At 70.8% G+C, this 19864-nt stretch carries 15 protein-coding genes; 6 read left to right on the top strand and 9 right to left on the bottom strand.

Annotation, left to right across the window (positions count from 1 at the left end):
* Positions 1–46: 46 nt before the first annotated feature.
* The 3 genes from ABD932_RS26395 to ABD932_RS26385 form a co-directional block, all read right to left on the bottom strand.
* Positions 47–1078 carry an ABC transporter permease gene (locus tag ABD932_RS26395; protein ID WP_345015992.1) on the bottom strand — a complete coding sequence of 344 codons (1032 nt, stop codon included), beginning with the start codon at positions 1076–1078 and terminating at the stop codon, positions 47–49.
* Positions 1079–1943: 865 nt separating this feature from the next.
* Positions 1944–3851: a translational GTPase TypA gene (typA, locus tag ABD932_RS26390; protein ID WP_345015991.1), complete on the bottom strand. Its 1908-nt coding sequence runs from the start codon at positions 3849–3851 to the stop codon at positions 1944–1946.
* Between the two features lie 305 nt (positions 3852–4156).
* The gene (locus ABD932_RS26385; RefSeq protein WP_345015990.1) at positions 4157–6421 is read right to left on the bottom strand and encodes an ABC transporter family substrate-binding protein; all 2265 of its coding nucleotides are present in this window, start codon (positions 6419–6421) and stop codon (positions 4157–4159) included.
* A 377-nt stretch (positions 6422–6798) separates the two neighbouring features.
* On the opposite strand from ABD932_RS26385, the gene ABD932_RS26380 reads away from it, so the two are divergent.
* The 6 genes from ABD932_RS26380 (at position 6799) to ABD932_RS26355 (ending at position 12559) form a co-directional block, all read left to right on the top strand.
* Positions 6799–7089, top strand: a complete 291-nt coding sequence (locus ABD932_RS26380; RefSeq protein WP_126394804.1) for a hypothetical protein — start codon at positions 6799–6801, stop codon at positions 7087–7089.
* Between the two features lie 31 nt (positions 7090–7120).
* Positions 7121–7942, top strand: a complete 822-nt coding sequence (locus tag ABD932_RS26375; RefSeq protein WP_345015989.1) for a hypothetical protein — start codon at positions 7121–7123, stop codon at positions 7940–7942.
* 17 nt (positions 7943–7959) lie between these two features.
* Entirely contained in the window at positions 7960–9903 is a 1944-nt protein-coding gene (locus ABD932_RS26370; protein WP_345015988.1) for a fumarate reductase/succinate dehydrogenase flavoprotein subunit, read from the top strand.
* Positions 9900–10670 (top strand): succinate dehydrogenase/fumarate reductase iron-sulfur subunit, encoded by a 771-nt coding sequence (locus ABD932_RS26365; RefSeq protein WP_345015986.1) that lies wholly within the window; start codon positions 9900–9902, stop codon positions 10668–10670. The genes ABD932_RS26370 and ABD932_RS26365 overlap by 4 nt, the downstream gene beginning before the upstream one ends.
* A gap of 81 nt (positions 10671–10751) precedes the next feature.
* Positions 10752–12428, top strand: coding sequence for a hypothetical protein (locus ABD932_RS26360; protein ID WP_345015985.1), 1677 nt, complete (start codon positions 10752–10754; stop codon positions 12426–12428).
* Positions 12425–12559, top strand: a complete 135-nt coding sequence (locus ABD932_RS26355) for a hypothetical protein (RefSeq protein WP_345015984.1) — start codon at positions 12425–12427, stop codon at positions 12557–12559. The genes ABD932_RS26360 and ABD932_RS26355 overlap by 4 nt, the downstream gene beginning before the upstream one ends.
* A gap of 506 nt (positions 12560–13065) precedes the next feature.
* On the opposite strand, the gene ABD932_RS26350 is transcribed toward ABD932_RS26355, so the two are convergent.
* The 6 genes from ABD932_RS26350 to ABD932_RS26325 all read right to left on the bottom strand — a co-directional run bounded on the left by ABD932_RS26350 (position 13066) and on the right by ABD932_RS26325 (position 19862).
* Positions 13066–15840, bottom strand: a complete 2775-nt coding sequence (locus ABD932_RS26350; protein WP_345015983.1) for a SpoIIE family protein phosphatase — start codon at positions 15838–15840, stop codon at positions 13066–13068.
* 307 nt (positions 15841–16147) lie between these two features.
* Positions 16148–16579 carry an ATP-binding protein gene (locus tag ABD932_RS26345; protein ID WP_345015982.1) on the bottom strand — a complete coding sequence of 144 codons (432 nt, stop codon included), beginning with the start codon at positions 16577–16579 and terminating at the stop codon, positions 16148–16150.
* Positions 16580–16695: 116 nt separating this feature from the next.
* A complete protein-coding gene (locus ABD932_RS26340) occupies positions 16696–17097 on the bottom strand; it encodes a (deoxy)nucleoside triphosphate pyrophosphohydrolase (RefSeq protein WP_345015981.1) in 402 nt (133 codons plus the stop codon).
* A gap of 65 nt (positions 17098–17162) precedes the next feature.
* Positions 17163–17363 (bottom strand): SPOR domain-containing protein, encoded by a 201-nt coding sequence (locus ABD932_RS26335; protein WP_250093367.1) that lies wholly within the window; start codon positions 17361–17363, stop codon positions 17163–17165.
* Positions 17364–17717: 354 nt separating this feature from the next.
* Positions 17718–18470: a GntR family transcriptional regulator gene (locus ABD932_RS26330; protein ID WP_126394788.1), complete on the bottom strand. Its 753-nt coding sequence runs from the start codon at positions 18468–18470 to the stop codon at positions 17718–17720.
* A 159-nt stretch (positions 18471–18629) separates the two neighbouring features.
* On the bottom strand, positions 18630–19862 hold the full coding sequence (locus tag ABD932_RS26325) for a DUF4190 domain-containing protein (RefSeq protein ID WP_345015980.1): 1233 nt from the start codon (positions 19860–19862) through the stop codon (positions 18630–18632).
* Between the last annotated feature and the right edge of the window lie 2 nt (positions 19863–19864).

Here is a 19864-nt window from a genome sequence, read left to right as displayed (position 1 = left end):
AGCCGACGTGGGCAAGTGCGTGGCCTGCCCGTGAGTGGGGGGACCCTCAGCGACCCGTCTTGGGATCGAAGGCATCCCGCACCGAGTCACCGAGAAGGTTGAAGGCCACGACGAAGACCACCATGGCCACGCCGGGGAAGAGCATGTAGTACGGGTCCTGCTCGATGACGCCCGCGCCGATGGCGAACATCCGCCCCCAGTCCGGGGTGGGTTCGACGTATCCCACACCCACGAAGGAGAGGAAGGCGATGCTGAGGATGGTGCTCGGCAGCGTGAGCGTGAACTGCACCAGCACCGGAGTGACGATGTTGGGCAGCAGTTCCTTGCGGATGATCCGCCAGGGCGAGGCCCCGGAGATCCGCGCCGCCTCGATGAACTCCCGGTCCCGCAGGGACAGGGTGGCGGCCCGGATCAGGCGCGCCATACTCATCCAGCCCAGGAAGGACAGGACAATGATGATCGCGCAGGTGCGCACATAGGTGGGCGTCTCCTCGTCCGGAGCGACGAACACCGTGGTGATGACGGGCATCGCGGCCACGAAGAAGAGCTGGTTGGGCAGAGCCATGAAGAAGTCGGTGACCCGGCCGAGCCAGTAGTCGGACTTGCCGCCGAAGTAGCCGCCCGCGAGGCCGATCAGCACACCCACCACGGTCATCAGCACCGTCGCGGCCAGCGCCGTGAACATCGAGGTCCGCATGCCGTACAGCAGCTGGGTGAAGACGTCCCGGCCCAGGCCCGGCTCGATGCCGAACCAGAACTCCCCGGTCATGCCGCCGGCGGGCCCCGCCGGCATGGTGAACATGTCCAGGAGTTCCGGCCGCTCCTGCCCGTAGAGCGTGTACGGGTCCTTGCCGTACACCATCGAGATCAGCGGCGCCGCCGTGGCGATGGCGAAGAAGAACAGGACGACGACGGCGGAGATCACACCGGTGCGGTCGCGCTTGAAGCGACCCCACATCAACTGCCCGGGGCTGCGTCCCGCAAGCTTCTTCGACTCCTTGGCGCCTTCCTGCGGGGCGCTCTCCTTGTCCACGAGAGAAGGGGTTTCGGCACCCTCGAGCTCGATTGGACTCGTCATGATTCGTCCATTTCACAGATGTTGGAGGTCGTCGGGACCACACAGTGTTCGACGACCGTCGCACGGCGTACGTCTTTCGCAGCGCGCGAGGAGAACAACGGCTGGGGGGCGAGCCCCCGGGGAACCCTGGCTCGCGATCGGCACTTACCGGCCGACGGATCGGACCGTCAGGGGAGTTCGCGACGCCTGGTCACCGTCGCAACCGCCGAATCGGGACTCGCACCTGCGGGGCCTACATCTGCCATCCGGGACGACGCGACCCATATGGCGCTTGTGGCACCTCGCATGGGTTCCTCCTCATGAATCCGCTGGTTCACCGCAAAGGGGAGCAGACGACACCTCCAGGCCCCGTCGTCGGTGCCGGAGTTCGTCACGTGCCCCCACGCTCGCGAGTCCGCGCCCCGTCAGCGCGTAACCCGTTCATCCGAGCTCTACGCGCCTAACTATCTGCTATCGGCCAGGGGACGAACCACACTCTCGAGGTCTCGGTTCGATCACAGATAGGGGCCAGGTCTTCCAAAATCCGGACAAAGGGTTTGAGGAGAGATCGCTGCGAAACGGACTTGTTACACATCTATCGGGGGGTAGCGTCCGAATACCGGACGTCCTGCGCCGGAAAAACAGTTGCCGAGCGCACACCGTCGGTGCTTGGGTGCCCCGACCGTTCGGCGCGCTGCTCCCGAGCAGGTCGGCACGTTGCTTCCGGGCAGGTTAATGGGATCCGACCCGCCGAACGGGGCCTCACAACCAATTCAAGGGTTTTCCCTACGTTCCCTTTGGACCCCTTCGCGCCAGTCGCCCCATCTTGTGCAAAACGGCACCGGGCGCCCCTTGGCGGGACGCCCGGTGCCGTCTGCGGCGGGGGTCAGCCGTGCTTGGCGCGGCTCGCGGCGCGGGCGCGCTCGCGGGCGTCCAGGTTCACCTTGCGGATGCGGACCGCCTCCGGGGTCACCTCGACGCACTCGTCGTCGCGGCAGAACTCCAGGGACTGCTCCAGGGAGAGCTTGCGCGGCGGGACGATCGACTCAGCCACATCGGCCGTGGACGACCGCATGTTGGTGAGCTTCTTCTCCTTGGTGATGTTGACGTCCATGTCGTCGGCGCGCGAGTTCTCGCCGACGATCATGCCCTCGTACACCTCGGTGCCGGGCTCGACGAACAGCACGCCGCGCTCCTGGAGGTTGGTCATCGCGAACGCGGTGACGGCACCGGAGCGGTCGGCGACCAGCGAGCCGTTGTTACGGGTCTGCAGGGTGCCGAACCAGGGCTCGTGGCCCTCGTGGATGGAGTGGCCGATGCCGGTACCGCGGGTCTGGGTCAGGAACTCGGTCCGGAAACCGATCAGACCACGCGACGGAACGACGAACTCCATGCGCACCCACCCGGAGCCGTGGTTGGACATGTTGTCCATACGGCCCTTGCGGACGCCCATCAGCTGCGTGACGGCACCCATGTGCTCCTCGGGCACGTCGATGGTCATGCGCTCGACGGGCTCGTAGACCTTGCCCTCGACGTCCTTCGTGACGACCTGCGGCTTGCCGATGGTCAGCTCGAAGCCCTCGCGGCGCATCTGCTCGACCAGGATGGCCAGCGCCAGCTCACCACGGCCCTGCACCTCCCAGGCGTCGGGGCGCTCGGTGTCCAGGACGCGGAGGCTGACGTTACCGATCAGCTCGCGGTCGAGGCGGTCCTTGACCTGACGGGCCGTGACCTTGCGGTCCTTGACGGCCGCCTTCGCGTCGGCACCCTTGCCGGTGCCGCCGCGGCCGACCAGCGGGGAGGTGTTGGTGCCGATGACCATGGAGATCGCGGGCTCGTCGACCGTGATCAGGGGCAGCGGGACGGGGTTCTCGGTGTCGGCGAGGGTCTCGCCGATCATGATGTCGGGGATACCGGCGACGGCACAGATGTCACCGGGACCGGCCACCTCCGCCGGCTTGCGGGTCAGCGCCTCGGTCATCATCAGCTCGCTGATGCGGACGTTGGTGACGGAGCCGTCGCGCTTCATCCACGCGACGGTCTGACCCTTCTTCAGCTCGCCCTGGTGCACGCGCAGCAGCGCGATACGGCCGAGGAAGTTGTCGGCGTCGAGGTTGGTGACGTGGGCCTGGAGCGGGGCGTCCTCGTCGAAGGTGGGGGCCGGGATGTGCTCCAGGATGGTGGAGAAGAACGGCTCCAGGCTGGTGGAGTCGGCGGGCACGGTCCCGTCGTCCGGCTTGGTGAGGGACGCGATGCCGTCACGGCCGCAGGCGTAGACGATCGGGAACTCGATCTGCTCCTCGTCGGCGTCCAGGTCGAGGAAGAGGTCGTAGGTCTCGTTGACGACCTCGTCGATACGGGCGTCGGGCCGGTCCGTCTTGTTGATACAGAGGATGATCGGCAGCCGGGCCTGGAGGGCCTTGCGCAGCACGAAGCGGGTCTGCGGGAGCGGGCCCTCGGAGGCGTCGACGAGCAGGACGACACCGTCGACCATCGACAGACCGCGCTCGACCTCGCCACCGAAGTCGGCGTGGCCGGGGGTGTCGATGATGTTGATGGTGATGACGTCCCCCCCGTCCTTCGGGTGGTACTTCACCGCCGTGTTCTTGGCCAGGATCGTGATGCCCTTCTCACGCTCCAGGTCGTTCGAGTCCATCATGCGGTCGTCGACGGAGTCGAGCTGGTGCGCGGCGAAGGCGCCGGCCTGCTTCAGCATGCCGTCGACGATGGTGGTCTTGCCGTGGTCGACGTGGGCGACGATGGCGACGTTGCGGATGTCGTGGCGCGTGGCCATATTGCGGCGTACTCCCGGAGTGGTGAGGACGGCTCTCGCGTACGTCTGTGTTACGCGGGCCCTGCCGGGCTGAACGTGCCACGGCCTTACCCCATGGTACGGGGCCGCTGCCGCTGGGGCTTGGCGGGATATTTCGGTGCAGGTCAGCGTAGGGATTGCCGCCCCTGCGGTCCCGTGCCTGGGGGCCTGCGGCCCCCAGACCCCCGCTTCGGCCCTGAACGGGCCTCGTCCTCAAACGCCGGACGGGCTGACATGCCTGGGCCGGCGCCGAGAAGTGGCCGTCCGCGCCGTGAGACGAAGCCCCTCTAGTCCGCCGAGGCCGTCGCCGACGGCCCCGTCCCCTTCTTCAGGAAGCCCATGTCCTGATACACCGGCGTCCCGAAGCCGAAGGCACCCGCGTTGGCGACGTTCGTCTTCGCTGCCGTGAGCTGGGGCCGCTGGAAGAGGGGGATCGACCCGGCCGCCGCCCAGATACGGGAGTCGGCCTTGCGGATCAGCGAGCGGGACTCGGACTCGTCGAGCGTGCCGACCGCCTGGTCGAAGAGCTGGTCGACCTGGTCGGTGCCGACACGGGTGTAGTTCTGCTCGACGTTCAAGGAGCCGTCGGCGGCCGGGACCGGCTTGGCGTAGATGGGGCGGGCATCGGTGGCGGGGTAGGCGGAGGTGGGCCAGGAGTAGAGGGCCAGGTCGTACTGGCCGGACGCGATGTGGTCCTTGAAGTAGCTCTCGTCCGAGACCTTGGTGATCGCGGTGCGAATGCCGACCCGCTCCAGCATCAGACCGATCCGGTCCGCCACCGTGCGCAGCGTCTGCGAGCCCTCCCCCGCCGGCACCACGAACCGCAGCATCAGCGCCTTGCCGTCCTTCGCCACCGGCCGCGCCGCCGCGCCCGCCGGTGCGGGGGTGCCCTGGGGCGCGTACGCACCGGGCGCCCCGCCGGGCTGCAGCTGCTTGTTGCCGTACTGCTTGCCGTCCTGGGCGAGGTGCTTCCCCTCGCGGCCCTCGCCGCCGTCCGCCTTGTTGTCCTCCCCGACGATGTACGTCCCGTCGTCCCCGTCCGACGACTCCGAGTCCTTCGCGGCGTCCTTCTTCTCGGGCTCCTTCTTCTCGGAGTCCTTCTCAGCGCCCTTGCCGGCCTTCTCCGCGTCCTTGTCCGCCTTCTTGGCGTCCTTGTCCGCCTTCTCGCCCTTCTTCTCTGGCTTCTCGCCCTTTCCGGCCTTCTTCCCCTCCGGTCCCGCCGCCTCCTCCCCCTTCTTCTCCTCCTTGATCGGCCCGCCCCGCACCCACCCCGCGTCCGCGAGCAGCGCCTGTGCCTCCTTGGTGTCCTGGCCGCCGATCGCCCCGCTGTTGTCGGCGTACGCGGCCTGGCCGGACAGCGCGAGGTGGCTGCCGACCGGCTCGGCGGGCAGGCCCAGCGGGGTGAGGACCAGCTTCGCCAGTTCCTTGCGGTCGATCGCGCGAGCCACGGCCCGGCGCACCCGTTCGTCGGCGAGCGCGCCCTCGGCACCGTTGAGGGCGAGCTGGGTGTACGTCGGTTCCAGGGACTTGCGCACCTCGAAGCCCCGGAACGCCGCCGCCTCCCGGCGCTGCTCGGGGGTCATCCTGCGCCGGTCGGGGCCCATCAGCGGCGAAGCGGAACCGGCCGCGGAACCGGCGGCACTGGCGGTCGCGGCCCGCGGCGGCGCGGCGAGCGCGATGCGCCGGGCCGCGGCGGGGTCGATCTCGGCCAGGTCGAGCCGTCCGGCGGCCAGCTCGGCGGCGCGCTCGTCGCGCGGTACGGCCCGCAGCACGATCTCGTTCAGTTTGGCGCGCTGTCCCCACCAGCGGGGGTTGCGGGTGAGCCGGACCTCGTCGTTCCTGCGGTCGATCTTCTGCAGGGCGAACGGCCCGGCGCTGACCTTGAGCTTGCGCCGCGCGCCGTCGTTGAAGGAGTCCGGCGTGCCCATGACCTCCTTCGGATACAGCGGCGAGAACAGCGAGCGCCAGTCGGCGTACGGCCGCGCGAAGGTGACCCTGACCTCCAGGTCGCCCTTGCCGCGCTCGATCCTCTCGATCCGGTCGTAGCCGGCGTTGCGGGCGGTCCAGTAGGCGCTGTCCTTGCCGGACAGGGCCCGCCACTGGGCGGCGAAGTCGGCGGCGCCGATCTCCCGGCCGTCGCTCCAGACGGCCTGCTGGTTGAGCTTGTACAGGACGACCTGCTTGGGCTCGGTCTCGACGATCTTGGCGGACTCCAGGTAGTCCGGGTTGCGCTCCGGCCGCCCGTTCTGGTCGAGCCGGTACATCGACGGCAGGGTGGCCTGCGCGATCCGGGTCGTGGTCGCGTCGGCGTCCGACTGGAAGGTGTTCAGCGTCTCCGGCACGGCGTCCACGGCCCACCGCAGCGTGCCGCCGTCGGCGACCCGGTCCCGGGCGGCCGCTCCGATGTCCTGTCCGGCCAGCGGCTTCCCGGCCGGGTCGGGGTCGCTGCAACCGGCGAGCGCGGGCACCGCGAGCACGCCCGCGGCAAGGAAAGCGACCGCGCGCATGACCGCGGTGCGGCCAGGCCTGGGTCCGACGCCGTCGTAGGACATCTCAGGTACCTCCGGGGAGCGGCCCGCCGGTGACAATAAGTGCGTTTTGATCACGTTTGGCGGTATTTTGGAGTTGATCAGATCTACGGGCCCCCACTGAAGAGGAAAGGGTTCGCCAGGCGGCGTCGACACGGCGGCGGGGACGCGGAAGGCCACCCGTGTGGAGCAACGCGCTCCCGCACGGACGGAGCAACGCGCCCCCGCACTCCCTGCGGCCCCCCCCGGCGTACACAGAGCGCATGCGGGCGCGCGTCGGAGGCGTGCAATCCGCCAATCGCTGCACATGCCTTCACAGCGGTAGGTGTGACGCGCAACACTCGCAGGCGCATGAACGTTGCCACCCAGGGCCGAAGGGCCCACGGAAGTGAGGTCACGTCATGTCCGTGCAAGACGACCTGACAGCTGTCCAGCGCTGCCTCGACGACCTGGCCCGGTCCGTGGGCCGCCTCGAGCAGCACCTGGGCACCGGCGGGCTGGAGATGCGCCGTGTGCGCACCGACGCCGACCATCTGCGCGAGAGCGTGGCGCTGCTGCGGGAGTCCGCATCGGCTCCCGGCGCGCAGCGCAGGCCGGAGCTCGTCACCATCCCCGACACGCCGTACGACGACTCTCTGTGGATCGACACGGATGACGAGGGTCTCGGCGCCCGGGACCGCCGCGCCCCCTGATCCCACCCCCTGACCCGACCGGAGTCATCCATTGGCCACTGGTACGGAACCCCATCTGAACAGCGGCGGCGTACGAACCGGTACGCGCGCCGCGATCTCCGCCCCGCACCTGCGGACCGACCGCTGGTGGCTGGCCCCCGCCGCCACCGCGGCCGGTCTGCTGGCGTTCATCGTGTACTCGACGTGGCGGGCCTTCGCCAACGCGGACTACTACGCGGCGCCGTACGTCTCCCCGTTCTACTCGCCCTGCCTGGCGGAGAACTGCGAGCCCATGCGCGCCGGGCCGAACTGGGACCTCTTCGGGAGCTGGTGGGGCATCTCCCCCGCGATCATCATCCTGATCTTCCCGCTCGGCTTCCGCCTGACCTGCTACTACTACCGCAAGGCCTACTACCGCGGCTTCTGGATGTCGCCCCCGGCCTGCGCGGTGGCGGAGCCGCACAAGAAGTACTCCGGCGAGACCCGCTTCCCGCTGATCCTGCAGAACATCCACCGGTACTTCTTCTACGCCGCGCTCCTGGTCGCCGGAATCCTGACGTACGACACGGTGCTCGCCTTCCGCGACGAGAACTACGAGTGGGGCCACATGGGCCTCGGCACCCTCGTCTTCCTCGTCAACATCGTGCTGATCTGGGCGTACACCCTCTCCTGTCACTCCTGCCGGCACATCGTCGGCGGCAAGCTCAAGCACTTCTCCAAACACCCGGTGCGCTACCGGATGTGGCAGTGGATCGGGAAGCTCAACGCCCGCCACATGCTGCTCGCGTGGACGTCGCTGGTGAGCGTGGCGCTCGCCGACTTCTACGTCTATCTCGTCGCGTCCGGGGTCTTCGACGATCCGCGCTTCTTCTGAATGGGTGGGGCTGACTGATGTCCGTGGTCGACCGACAGGAGTGGGACGTCGTCGTGGTCGGCGCCGGAGGCGCGGGCCTCCGTGCGGCGATCGAGGCACGCGAGCGAGGCGCCCGTACGGCCGTGATCTGCAAGTCGTTGTTCGGCAAGGCGCACACCGTGATGGCCGAGGGCGGCATCGCGGCGGCCATGGCCAACGCCAACGAGCACGACAACTGGCAGGTCCACTTCCGCGACACCATGCGCGGCGGCAAGTTCCTCAACCAGTGGCGGATGGCCGAGCTGCACGCGCGGGAGGCGCCGGACCGGGTGTGGGAGCTGGAGACCTGGGGCGCGCTGTTCGACCGTACGAAGGACGGCCGTATCTCGCAGCGCAACTTCGGCGGCCACGAGTACCCGCGCCTCGCACACGTCGGTGACCGCACCGGCCTGGAGCTGATCCGCACGCTCCAGCAGAAGATCGTCGCACTCCAGCAGGAGGACAAGAAGGAGACCGGGGACTACGAGTCCCGGCTGAAGGTCTACCAGGAGTGCACGGTCACGAGGATCCTCAAGGACGGCAGCCGGGTCTCCGGGGTCTTCGCGTACGACCGCGAGACGGGCCGCTTCTTCGTCCTGGAAGCCCCTTCCGTCGTCATCGCGACGGGCGGCATCGGCAAGTCCTTCAAGGTGACGTCGAACTCGTGGGAGTACACGGGCGACGGCCACGCGCTGGCCCTGCTCGCCGGGGCTCCCCTGCTCAACATGGAGTTCGTGCAGTTCCACCCGACGGGCATGGTCTGGCCGCCGTCGGTGAAGGGGATCCTGGTCACGGAGTCGGTGCGGGGCGACGGCGGGGTGCTGCGCAACTCCGAGGGCAAGCGGTTCATGTTCGACTACATCCCCGACGTCTTCAAGGAGAAGTACGCCGAGTCGGAGGAGGAGGGCGACCGCTGGTACGAGGACCCGGACAACAACCGGCGTCCTCCCGAGCTCTTGCCGCGTGACGAGGTCGCCCGGGCGATCAACTCCGAGGTGAAGGCGGGCCGCGGCTCCCCGCACGGCGGTGTGTTCCTGGACGTCTCCACCCGTATGCCGGCGGAGGTCATCCGCCGTCGCCTGCCCTCCATGTACCACCAGTTCAAGGAGCTGGCGGACGTCGACATCACGGCGGAGGCGATGGAGGTCGGGCCGACCTGCCACTACGTCATGGGCGGCATCGCGGTCGAGTCCGACACCGCGGCGGCGCGTGGCGTGCCCGGCCTGTACGCGGCCGGCGAGGTGGCCGGCGGCATGCACGGCTCTAACCGGCTCGGCGGGAACTCCCTGTCCGACCTGCTGGTGTTCGGGCGCCGGGCGGGCTGGCACGCCGCCGAGTACGCGGCAGCGCGGGCCTTCGAACGCCCCGAGGTCAGCGACCTGGAGGTCGACACGGCGGCCGCGGAGGCGCTGCGGCCCTTCTCGGCGGAGGGCCCGGTCGGCGGCGAGGAGGACGGACGCCCGCCGGAGAACCCGTACACCCTCCACCAGGAACTCCAGCAGACGATGAACGACCTCGTCGGCATCATCCGCCGCGAGGGCGAGATGGAGCAGGCCCTGGAGAAGCTCGGCGAGCTGCGGGTACGGGCCCGAAGGGCCGGCGTCGAGGGCCACCGCCAGTTCAACCCCGGCTGGCACCTCGCACTCGACCTGCGCAACATGCTGCTGGTCAGCGAGTGCGTGGCCCGGGCGGCGCTGGAGCGCACCGAGTCGCGGGGCGGCCACACCCGCGAGGACCATCCGACGATGGACCGCAAGTGGCGCAACATCAACCTGCTGTGCCAACTGGCCGACCCGACGGGCGGCCTGGCGGCCACCGACCCGGAACACGGCCAGATCGACCTCGTACGGGAGACCACCGACCCCGTCCGCCCGGACCTGCTCGCTCTCTTCGACAAGGAGGAGCTGGTCAAGTACCTCGCCGAAGAGGAGCTCTACCAGTGAGCAGCTACGAGGCCCGCTTCAAGGTGTGGCGGGGCGATGTGCAGGGCGGCGGCCTGGAGGACTTCGAGGTCGAGGTGAACGACGGCGAGGTGGTCCTGGACATCATCCACCGCCTCCAGGCCACCCAGGCGCCCGACCTGGCGGTCCGCTGGAACTGCAAGGCGGGCAAGTGCGGTTCGTGTTCGGCGGAGATCAACGGGCGGCCGCGGCTGCTGTGCATGACGCGGATGTCGGTGTTCACCCGCGAGGAGACGATCACCGTCACTCCGCTGCGGGCGTTCCCCGTCGTACGCGACCTGGTCACGAACGTCGGCTTCAACTACGACAAGGCGCGCGAGGTCCCGGCCTTCGTGCCGCCGGAGGACCTGGGCCCCGGCGAGTACCGGATGATGCAGGAGGACGTGGACCGCTCGCAGGAGTTCCGCAAGTGCATCGAGTGCTTCCTGTGCCAGGACACCTGCCATGTGGTCCGCGACCATGAGGAGAACAAGCCGGCGTTCGCGGGCCCGCGCTTCCTCATGCGGGTCGCGGAGCTCGACATGCACCCGCTGGACGCGGCGAGCGAGACCGGCCTGGACCGCAAGAAGGCCGCCCAGGACGAGCACGGTCTCGGCTACTGCAACATCACCAAGTGCTGCACGGAGGTCTGCCCCGAGGGCATCAAGATCACGGACAACGCGCTGATCCCCTTGAAGGAACGGGCGGTCGACCGCAAGTACGACCCGTTGGTGTGGCTGGGCTCGAAGATCATGAGGCGGTCGACGTAGGGCGGTCCGCCCTCCCTCCCCCACCCCGGCCCGGGCGCACCCCGGTCGCGCGGGCGCATTCGTGCTCATACGCTCCGAAATGTGACGTCATCCTTGATCCGGGGCCGGCCGCGGCGTGCTGCCTCGCACATATCCGTGCGGGTGGTGCACGCGCTGGTGGGCGGGGTGGTCGGGGTGGTGTGGCTGGTGTTGCCCGGGGTGGACATCGGGGGTGAGGGGCGGGTGGCCGGCGGGGCGGCGCGGCCCGTTGCCGGTGGGGTGGCGCAGGGGGAGGTCGAGGAGACGTCCGCCGCGGATCTGGTGATGCCGATGCTGGCCGTCGTCGCGGTGGTGGTGCTCGCGGGGTACGGGTTCCTGCGGCGCAGGCGGCGGGCGCGGGGGCGTACGACACCGGGTGGGGCGCCGGTGCGGGGCGGCGAACCGGAGGCCGGGGAACTCGACGAGCGGGCTCGGGCATTGCTGGTCGAGGCCGATGACTGGGTGCGGGCCGGCCGGGAGGAGCTCGGGTTCGTCCAGGGGCGGGTCGGGGGCGTCGGCGGCGGCCGTCCGGAGGCCGCGCTCGGGGCGGAGGACGTCGAGCCGTTCGCGGGGGTTCTGCGGGACGCCGAGGCCGAGCTGGCGGTCGCGTTCCGGATGCGGTGGCAGTACGAGGGTGGGGTTCCGGGAGAGGCGGCGGCTCGGCGGCATGTGCTGGCGGGGATCGTCGGGCGGAGCGAGGAGGCGGGGCGGCTGCTGGACGGGCAGGCCGCCGCGTTCGATCAGGTACGGGGGCTGGAGGAGGGACTGGGCGGGGGCCTCGGCGAGGCGTTGGCCGTCGCGGAGGGGCGGTTTCGGGAGCTGGCGGCGCGTACCGGGGGCGCTGACGCGGCTCTCCGCGCCCTCGGTGAGCGGTACGCCCCGTCGGCCACCGCCGCCGTGGCGGGCCACGTCGAGCAGGCCAAGGACCGGCTGGTGTTCGCCACGGCCCGCCTCAACCACGCCCGCCAGAGCGCCGACTTGGGCGAGAACGAGCGGGCCGCGGGTCTGTTGCGGGCCGCCGAGGGCGCCATCGCCCAGGCCGCCGTCTTCATCGACGGCATCGACCGGCTCGCCGGAGAGCTCGCGACGGCCGCGGCGATGGTTCCGGCCGCGCTGACGGGCGCGGAGGCGGAGCTGGCCGGGGCGCGCGGGTCGGCGCCGGGGGGAGAGGCGTACATGGACGTCCCTCCCGGCGAGCTACGCGCCCGTGTCGGCCATGCCGACCTCGTCCTGGCCGTCGTACGCGAGGAACTGACCTCCGGGCCGTACGACCCCCTCGACCTGCTGCGGCGGATCGTTCACGGCGTTCAGCCCGCCGTCGCGGGGCGGGCCGGGGTGATCGCGGCCGCCGCGCTGGTGTGCGCGCGCAGTGCCGTCGCCGGTGCGGACGACGTCGTCGCGACGCATCGCGCCGCGGTGGGCGCCGAGACACGCACCCGGCTGGCGGAGGCCCGTCGACTGCTCACTCCCCCGGCGTCCGCACCGGCCGGGCGCAGCCCGCGTCAGGAGCTCACCGACCTCGTCACGGCCGACACCCTGGCCCAGCAGGCCCACGACCTCGCCGAACAGGACATCCGCACCCACGGCCACCCCATCGACGGCCCCGGCACGGACGCCATCGGACTGGCCGGGGCGGTGCTGGGCGGGGTCCTGCTGGGCGGGGACCGGGACGGCGGCCCGCCCGCCGGCTTCGGCGGACCACGCACACGGGGGCGGCGCGGCGGCACACCCACCGCATGAACGAACCCACAGCCGTCGGCAGCACCCCGCCGGGCAGAAAGCCAGAAGACGACGGCCACCCATCCGCCCGCCGGGCCGCCCACCCCGAGGGCAACGCGCCATCACGCGCCCAGCAGCGCGCCCCCGCGTAAGCGAATCCGCCGCCCTCGGTGGCGTCCTACCGAACGGGGAGCCCCGGCAGCCCACCCGCCGCCCCCACCAAGCCCCACGCGCACGGGCACGACCGCGGCAACACACCCCTGCAACAGCTGCCCCACGACCCTCGACAGCACCCCGCCGGGCAGAAAGCCAGACGTCGGCCGCCGCCCGTGCGCGAAGCACGCCACTCACTCCGAGCGCAACGCGACAACACGCCCCCGCCCAAGCGAATCCGCCCCCAGGGCGGCACCCCACCGAACAAGGAGCCCACGGCAACCCACCCGCCGCCCCCGACGAGCCCCAAGCGCACGGGCGCGACCACGGCAACACACCCCCGCGTAAGCGGACCCACGACCCTCGACGGCACCCCGCCGGGCAGGAAGCCGGACGACGGCGGCCGCCCGCGGCCCCGCCAAGCCGCCCACACAGGCGCGACGTGACCGCGGCAACAGCCCCTCCGCGGGAGCGGGCCCACAACTCTGGCTCCCCCCCAGCCCGCTCAGAACAGGCTCAGCAACGCCTCCGCCGGGTCCGTCAGCCCGTTCTCCCCGTCCGGCAGCGGGAGTTCGAACCAGACCGTCTTGCCGCGGGGGGTGCGGCGGGAGCCCCAGGCCGCGCTGAGGAGGCCGACGAGTTGGAGGCCGCGGCCGCCCTCGTCCGTGTCGCGGGCGCGGCGGCGGCGTGGCTGGACCAGGCCGGAGTCCCAGACCTCGCAGACCAGGGTGCGGTCCAACAGCAGTCTCAGCCTGATGTCGCCCTCTCCGTAGCGCAGGGCGTTGGTGACCAGTTCGCTGACCAGGAGTTCTGTCGTGTCCACCAGGGGCTCCAGGTCCCAGGACAGCAGCTGGCCGCGGGCGTACTCGCGGGCTCGGCCCACGCTGCGCGGCTCGCGCGGCAGGGTCCAGTCGCCGACCGACTCGGCGGGCAGGCCCTGGACGCGGGCCATCAGCAGGGCGATGTCGTCCTCGCCGTGGTGGGAGTCGAGCGTGTTGAGGACGTGGTCGCAGACGTCCTCCAGGGGGCGGGTCGGATCCGTGAGCGCGCCCACGAAGGCTTGCAGGCCCTCGTCCAAGGGGTGGTCACGGGACTCGACCAGTCCATCCGTGTAGAGCGCCAGCAGCGCGCCCTCCGGCAGCTCGACCTCCACCTCCTCGAAGGGCTCGCCGCCCACGCCCAACGGCATCCCGGGCGGCACGTCCAGCATCAGCGCCGCCTCGCCGGGTTCGACCAGGACCGGTGGGAGGTGGCCCGCGTTGGCGAAGGTGCAGCGGCGTGTCACCGAGTCGTAGACCGCGTACACACACGTCGCCAGGTACACCTCGGACAGGTCCGCCTCCCGGGGCCGGCGCGCCGCTCGCGTGGCCTGCTGGACGCCGCCGGGGGCGCCCAGGCCGCGCGCGATCTCGTCCAGCGCCGAGAGGACCTCGGCCGGTTCGAGGTCCAGCAACGCCAGCGTTCGTACGGCCGAACGGAGTTCGCCCATCGCCACGGCAGCGCGCAGTCCCCGTCCCATGACGTCCCCGACGACCAACGCCGTGCGGTGGCCGGGGAGTTCGATGACGTCGAACCAGTCGCCGCCCACCTCGCTCGGGCGGTCGGAGGAGGCGTTGCCGGGAAGGTAGCGGCACGCGATGTCCAGGCCGGACGCGACCGGGTCCCCCGGCGGGAGCAGGGACCGTTGCAGTATCAGCGCGCGCTCGTGCTCGCGGCGGTACAGGCGGGCGTTGTCGATGCACACCGCCGCCCGCGCCGCCAGCTCCACCGCGAGGTCGCGGTCCCGCTCCCCGAACGGCTCGCTGCCCTTCGTGCGGGCGAACTGCGCCAGTCCTACGACCGTGTCGTGGGCGACCATCGGCACGGCGAGCGTGGACTGCACGAGGCCGCCCTCCTCGCCGGGCACGTGCCGCGGCCGGGCGGTGCGCAGGGCGTCCGCGCAGGGCGAGTTGAAGGGGTAGTGGTGGACGGCGCCGACCGCCACGGGGGCGCCGCCGCCGACGAAGGGCGCGTCCGAGACAGCGCTGGCGAAGGCGACACGGCGCAGCTCCGCGCTGCCGTCGGCCAGGCCGGGCGGGGTCTCGTCGCCGGCCAGCAGGCCCTGGTAGAGGTCGACCGTGGCCAGATCGCAGAAGCCGGGGACCACGACGTCGAGGAGTTCGCGGGCCGTGGTCTCCAGGTCCAGGGAGTTGCCTATGCGGGCACCGGCCTCGTTCAGGAGGGCGAGATTGCGCCGGGCGGCGGCGGCCTCGCGGGCCGCGGCGCGCCGGGCGGTGATGTCGGTTCCGAGCCAGGCGATGCCGATGGGGCGGCCGCTGCCGCTGTGCACCCGGTAGAGGAAGACGGACCAGTGACGACGCTCGTCGGAGCCGGGCAGGAAGCCCGTGACGTGCATGTCCGTGATGGAGTCGCCGCTCTCCAGCACCCGGCGCAGGGTGGCCGCGACCCGGTCGGCCTCGGCGCGGGGCAGATAGTTGTGGACGTCGCGGCCACGGTGGTCGTCCGGTGTGCCTCCGAAGAGGGAGGCGAACCGCTGGTTGGCGCGGCGGACCTTCAACTCGGGGTCGATCAGCACGAATCCGAACGGAGATTGACCGAAAATCGCCTGCGAGGCCGCGAGGTCGGTCTCCATCCGGCGCAGGGTGCGGACGTCGACCACGATGCACACGGCGGCCTTCTCGCCGCCCTCGGTGCGCGTCGGCATGACGTACACCTCGGCGAGACCGTCCTTGCCGCGCCCTCCGTCGGCGCCGTCCGGCATCCGGAAGGGGACCACGCCGGTCCACTCCCGCCCGTCCAGGATCTCGGCCATCTTGCGCTGCCCCTGCTCGCGCAGGTCGGGGTCGATGAACGCCTCTATGGGGTCCATCCCGACGGCACGCTCGGCCGGGATGCCGAAGACCTGCTCGGCGCGCAGGCTCCACTGGTCGACCAGGCCGTCGGGGCCGATGGAGAAGGACGCGACCTTGATGTAGTCGTAGATCGAGCCGGGCGGGCTGCTCTGCCAGACGGGGTCACCCGGGCGGACCTCGTCGGCGAGGAAGCCGGAGGCGGTGGCGGCGTCGGCATGTGCGTCCCGTGGGGTCCGCGAGGCCTGCGTGTGTCCGGAGGTCTGTGTGTGTCCGGAGTCCTGTGTGTGTCCGGAGTCCTGTGTGTGTCGGGAGGCCCGTGTGGCTCGGGAGTCCTGGGTGTCGTAGGCCGCCCGCTCTCCCGCGGCCTTCGTCCTCGCGCCGTCCGACGGGTCCTCGGACTCCGTGGCCTTCGCTGGTATCTCGCTCACGCGAACCGTCCCCTCCAGCTCACCGCGTCCGGCACCGGTCACCGGCGGCGGCTGCCCGCAGTATCCAGCACTACGGCCCCGCACAACACGGTGTTCACGATCACAGCACGTTCCCGATGGTTTTCGGTCCCGGCCGCAGAAACACTTCCAGTCTTCTAACCAGCGGACACGCAGTCGAATCACGCCCCGGGCCAACTGCCACTGGCCTGAACCAGATGCTCGACAGGGTGAGGGCGGACGTACAGCGAAGTGGACGCCTGCTGACGGGCTGTAGGGCCGGCGGGCGAGGTGCGGACGCGACCGGCGGTCAGTCCGGCACCGCGAGCTCGAACCACACCGTCTTGCCGGTGTTGCGGCCCGGCCGGGTTCCCCATCGGCGTGAGGAGTGCGCCACGAGCTGGAGTCCACGGCCGCTCTCGTCCTCGGGATGGGCGATGCGCTCGCGGGGTGGGTCGGGGAGGGGGTCGGAGACCTCGACCAGAAGGACGTCACCGAGGGCGGCGGGGCGAACCAGACGTACGCCGATGGGGCCCGTGGCGTGCCGGAGGGAGTTGGTCACCAGCTCGCTGACCAGGAGCGCCGTGATGTCGGCGAGGCTGTCCAGGCCCCACTCGCGCAGGCGGCCGCGGACGGCCGCGCGTGCGGCGGGGACCGCGCCGGGTTCTGCGGGAAAGCTCCAGTCGGCGCCGTCGCCTTCGGTGTCGATCACGCCGATCACTTCCCAGGCCAGCGGGTCCACCCATGTCCGGTTTCGTGGGGTTAATAGGCACATACCCGATATCGAGAGGCGATATCGCACAGGCAGACAGGCCGCGGGCGGTCATCGACGCCGGCCGCCCGACCTCCCCGGGTCGCTCAGCCCGCGCCAAGCCGCTCGGCCACCTCGCGGACCGCGGGCACATCCTGGTCCAGCCAGTCCACGTCCCAGACTTCCCCGGACTCCAGCCAGCGCAGCGCGTCGTGGTCCTGGAGGGGCTTGGGGTCCGGGGTGCCGGGCAGGAGACGAACGGTCCACACCTGCAGGACGTACGGAGGTTTCAGGGGCCACTGCCCCGGCACCCGCTCGATCACCTCGGCGTCGACGCCGAGTTCCTCCCGAAGTTCCCGCACCAGCGCCGCCTCGGGCGCTTCTCCGGGCTCGACCTTCCCGCCGGGCAACTCCCAGCGCCCGGCCAGTTCCTCGGGCGCGCTGCGGCGCGCCGCGAGCAGGCGACCCCCGTCCAGCAGTGCGGCACCGACCACGATCCGTTCCGTCATGCGCCGGAGCCTACGGGAGCGGGAATCCGCGCGGGGATTCGTCCCGTGCGGGGGCCGGGTGTGCGTCAGCCGTCGGCGCTGTCGGCGCCGTCTCCGTTCCGCGCGATCCGCTCGACCCAGTACAGCTGCTTGTGTCCACGGCCGTCGAGGCTGTCCGCGATCTTCTGGGCCTCCGCCCGTGTCGCGTACCGGCCCACGCGGTACCGATTGCCGTTGTCGTCCTGCCGGACGACGAGCCAAGGAAGAGTGATCGTGCTGTCGTTCATCGCGCCCCACCGCTCCTTCCCGCCCACAGCCGGCTGCTCGCTCCCGCCCGCAGCCGCCCAAGGCCCGCTCGCGGCCTGTGCTGTGCCCCGCCCGCTAAGGAAACCGCAATCCGCATATGCCCGAGCCTACGCCTAACCTTTACGCAGCGAATACGCCTTTTCACAAAGAGGTACGCAACCAGCCAAGTCGCAGGGGGCGCACGGCATTGAATGCGCCGTGCGGGGACGTCGATGCATCCGGTCACAGGCATGGCGGACACGCCTGCTACGACCTGGGAGAACGGCCAGATTCCAACGGCGGTGGACGGGGCGGGAGTTGGGGCTCTGACGCGGCAACTGCGGTGAAGGTGTGCGCTACTTCACTGGGAGGTGGTACGCGACCCGGTAGCGGTCCGCGGGGATCACCACGTCCGCCGTCTCCACGGGACGGCCCGACGCGTAGTAGGTGCGCTGGATGACGACGACCACATGGCCGGGCACACCGCCCAACGCCAGCAGTTCCTCCGCCAGACCGGGGCGCGCACCCACCTCCTCCGTCACGTTGTCCACGACGACGTCGATGGCCGCCATGCGCTCGACGACTCCCATGCCGCCGAGCGGGCCCTCCTCGGGCAGCATCACGGGGGTGCGGCCGGTGACCGCGAGGGGCTCCCAGGAGGTGGAGAGCATCATCGTCTCGCCGGCGTCCCGGAAGACGTACCGCGTGCACATGACGCGGTCGCCGGGCCGGATGTCGAGCCGCTCGGCGACGGCGACACTCGCCTCTGCCTGCGCGCTGTTGGACTCCCAGGTGCCGCGGGCCTCGCCGTCGGCCTGCTCCTGACGGAAGGGCGTGGCACCGCTCGGCGGGCGGAAGCCGGAGCGGGCGATCCGGCGGGGCACGGGGCGCTCACGGACGTACGTCCCGGACCCGGAGCGGCCCTCGACCAGACCCTCGGCCATGAGGACCTTGCGCGCCTCGAGGGCGACGGTGTCCGAGACGCCGTACTCCTCGCGGATCCTGGCCTGGGAGGGGAGGCGGGTGTGCGGTGGCAGCGAACCGTCGACGATCTTCTTGCGGAGATCACCCGCGACGCGCAGGTACGCCGGCTGCTCACCGAAAGTCACTGGCCGCTCCCATCAGGTTGTACAGACAGCAACAGCGTGGCAACCGTGGGTTGTCCCATGCAAGCAAAGGCCAGAGAATCACTCGATGTGATGACTTGTGCCCGCGGAGGGCTTTACGCAGGCACTTTCTCCCCGCTATAGCCGCACTCACACATCCGCTCACACATTGATGCCGCCGCCGCTCCCGCTCTCGCTGCCACCGCCCGAGTCCTCCTCGTACGTCGGCACGGTGGTGTCCAGGCCCAGAGCCTTGCGCGCGGTGACCGTCGTACGGCCGTCCACGTACTCGTACCCACGGTCGTAGTGCGTGTAGAACGTGTCCGCGTCCTTCGCCGCGGCCGCCCGCTCCCAGGCCCTCCGGGCGCCCTCCATCTCCTTGACCAGATCGGCGACCGACTGCTCTGCCCCGGCCGGCCACTCATGCCCGCGCAGAGCCCCGATCTGCTCGCCGAGGACCGTGTGGACCTCCTCGGCCCAGGCCTGGTTCGCCGCCAGGTCCTCCTCCGGGTATTCCTCGGGCTCCTCGTACAGCACCGCGTCGACGGCGTTCGTGGCGGAGAGGAAGGTGGTCTGGTCGGTGTCGAGTGTCGTCGCGTCGTTGCGCAGCGAGCCGGTCAGCTTGCCGTTCTCCTCCGTGCTGCCGAACAGGCAGGTGATCTCACGGTCGCCGAAGCGCCAGCTCTGCTCGGAGGGGATGAAGTAGTAGACGTCCGCGTCGTCCGGGACGGCCCAGGTGTCCATGGCGTAGCCGTCCTGGAGTGCGTAGCACTTCTCGTCGGCGATGCCGGTGACCTCGTCGTCGCCCGGGAAGTCCCCGTCCGGCAGCGTGACGACCGCGAAGACCTCGCCGTCGTGCGCGCGGGAGCAGGGCATCTCGTCGACGTCGTACGCGTCCCCCTCCAGGTTGCCGGTCGGCGAGTCGAAGCAGTCGCCCTTGGCGAGCGCGTAGGCGGTGCCGTCGCCCCTCGCCGCGTCCCTGAAGCCCTCCCAGAAGTCGGAGGCGGAGCCCGTGGACAGCATCAGCACCCACAGCGCCAGCCCGACGGAGGACAGGATGGAACCGGCGACCGCCATGCCCTTGCCTCGCTCGCCCTTCTTCTTGATCTGCGCGAGCGCGATCAGCCCCAGCACCAGGCCGACGGCCGGGACGAAGCACAGGATGCCGAGGACGAGGGCGCCGATGGCGACGCCGTTGACGGGCGCGGGGCGGCCGTAGGGGCCGTACGGGCTGTACGGGCCGTAGGGCTGCTGGTACGCGTACGGTCCCGGGGCACCGGGCGTGCCCTGGGCGTACGGCGACGGCGGCGGGTACTGGCCCTGTGCGTACGGCCCTTGGGGCTGCTCCGGGGACCCTGGGGGCTGCTGGGGTCCGGGGGGCGGGGGTATGGACACGA

This window comes from Streptomyces shaanxiensis (assembly GCF_039537145.1).
GTDB lineage: Bacteria > Actinomycetota > Actinomycetes > Streptomycetales > Streptomycetaceae > Streptomyces > Streptomyces shaanxiensis.
The sequence above is the reverse complement of the archived record's forward strand: the minus strand, read 5'-3'. Positions and strand labels throughout refer to the sequence as shown.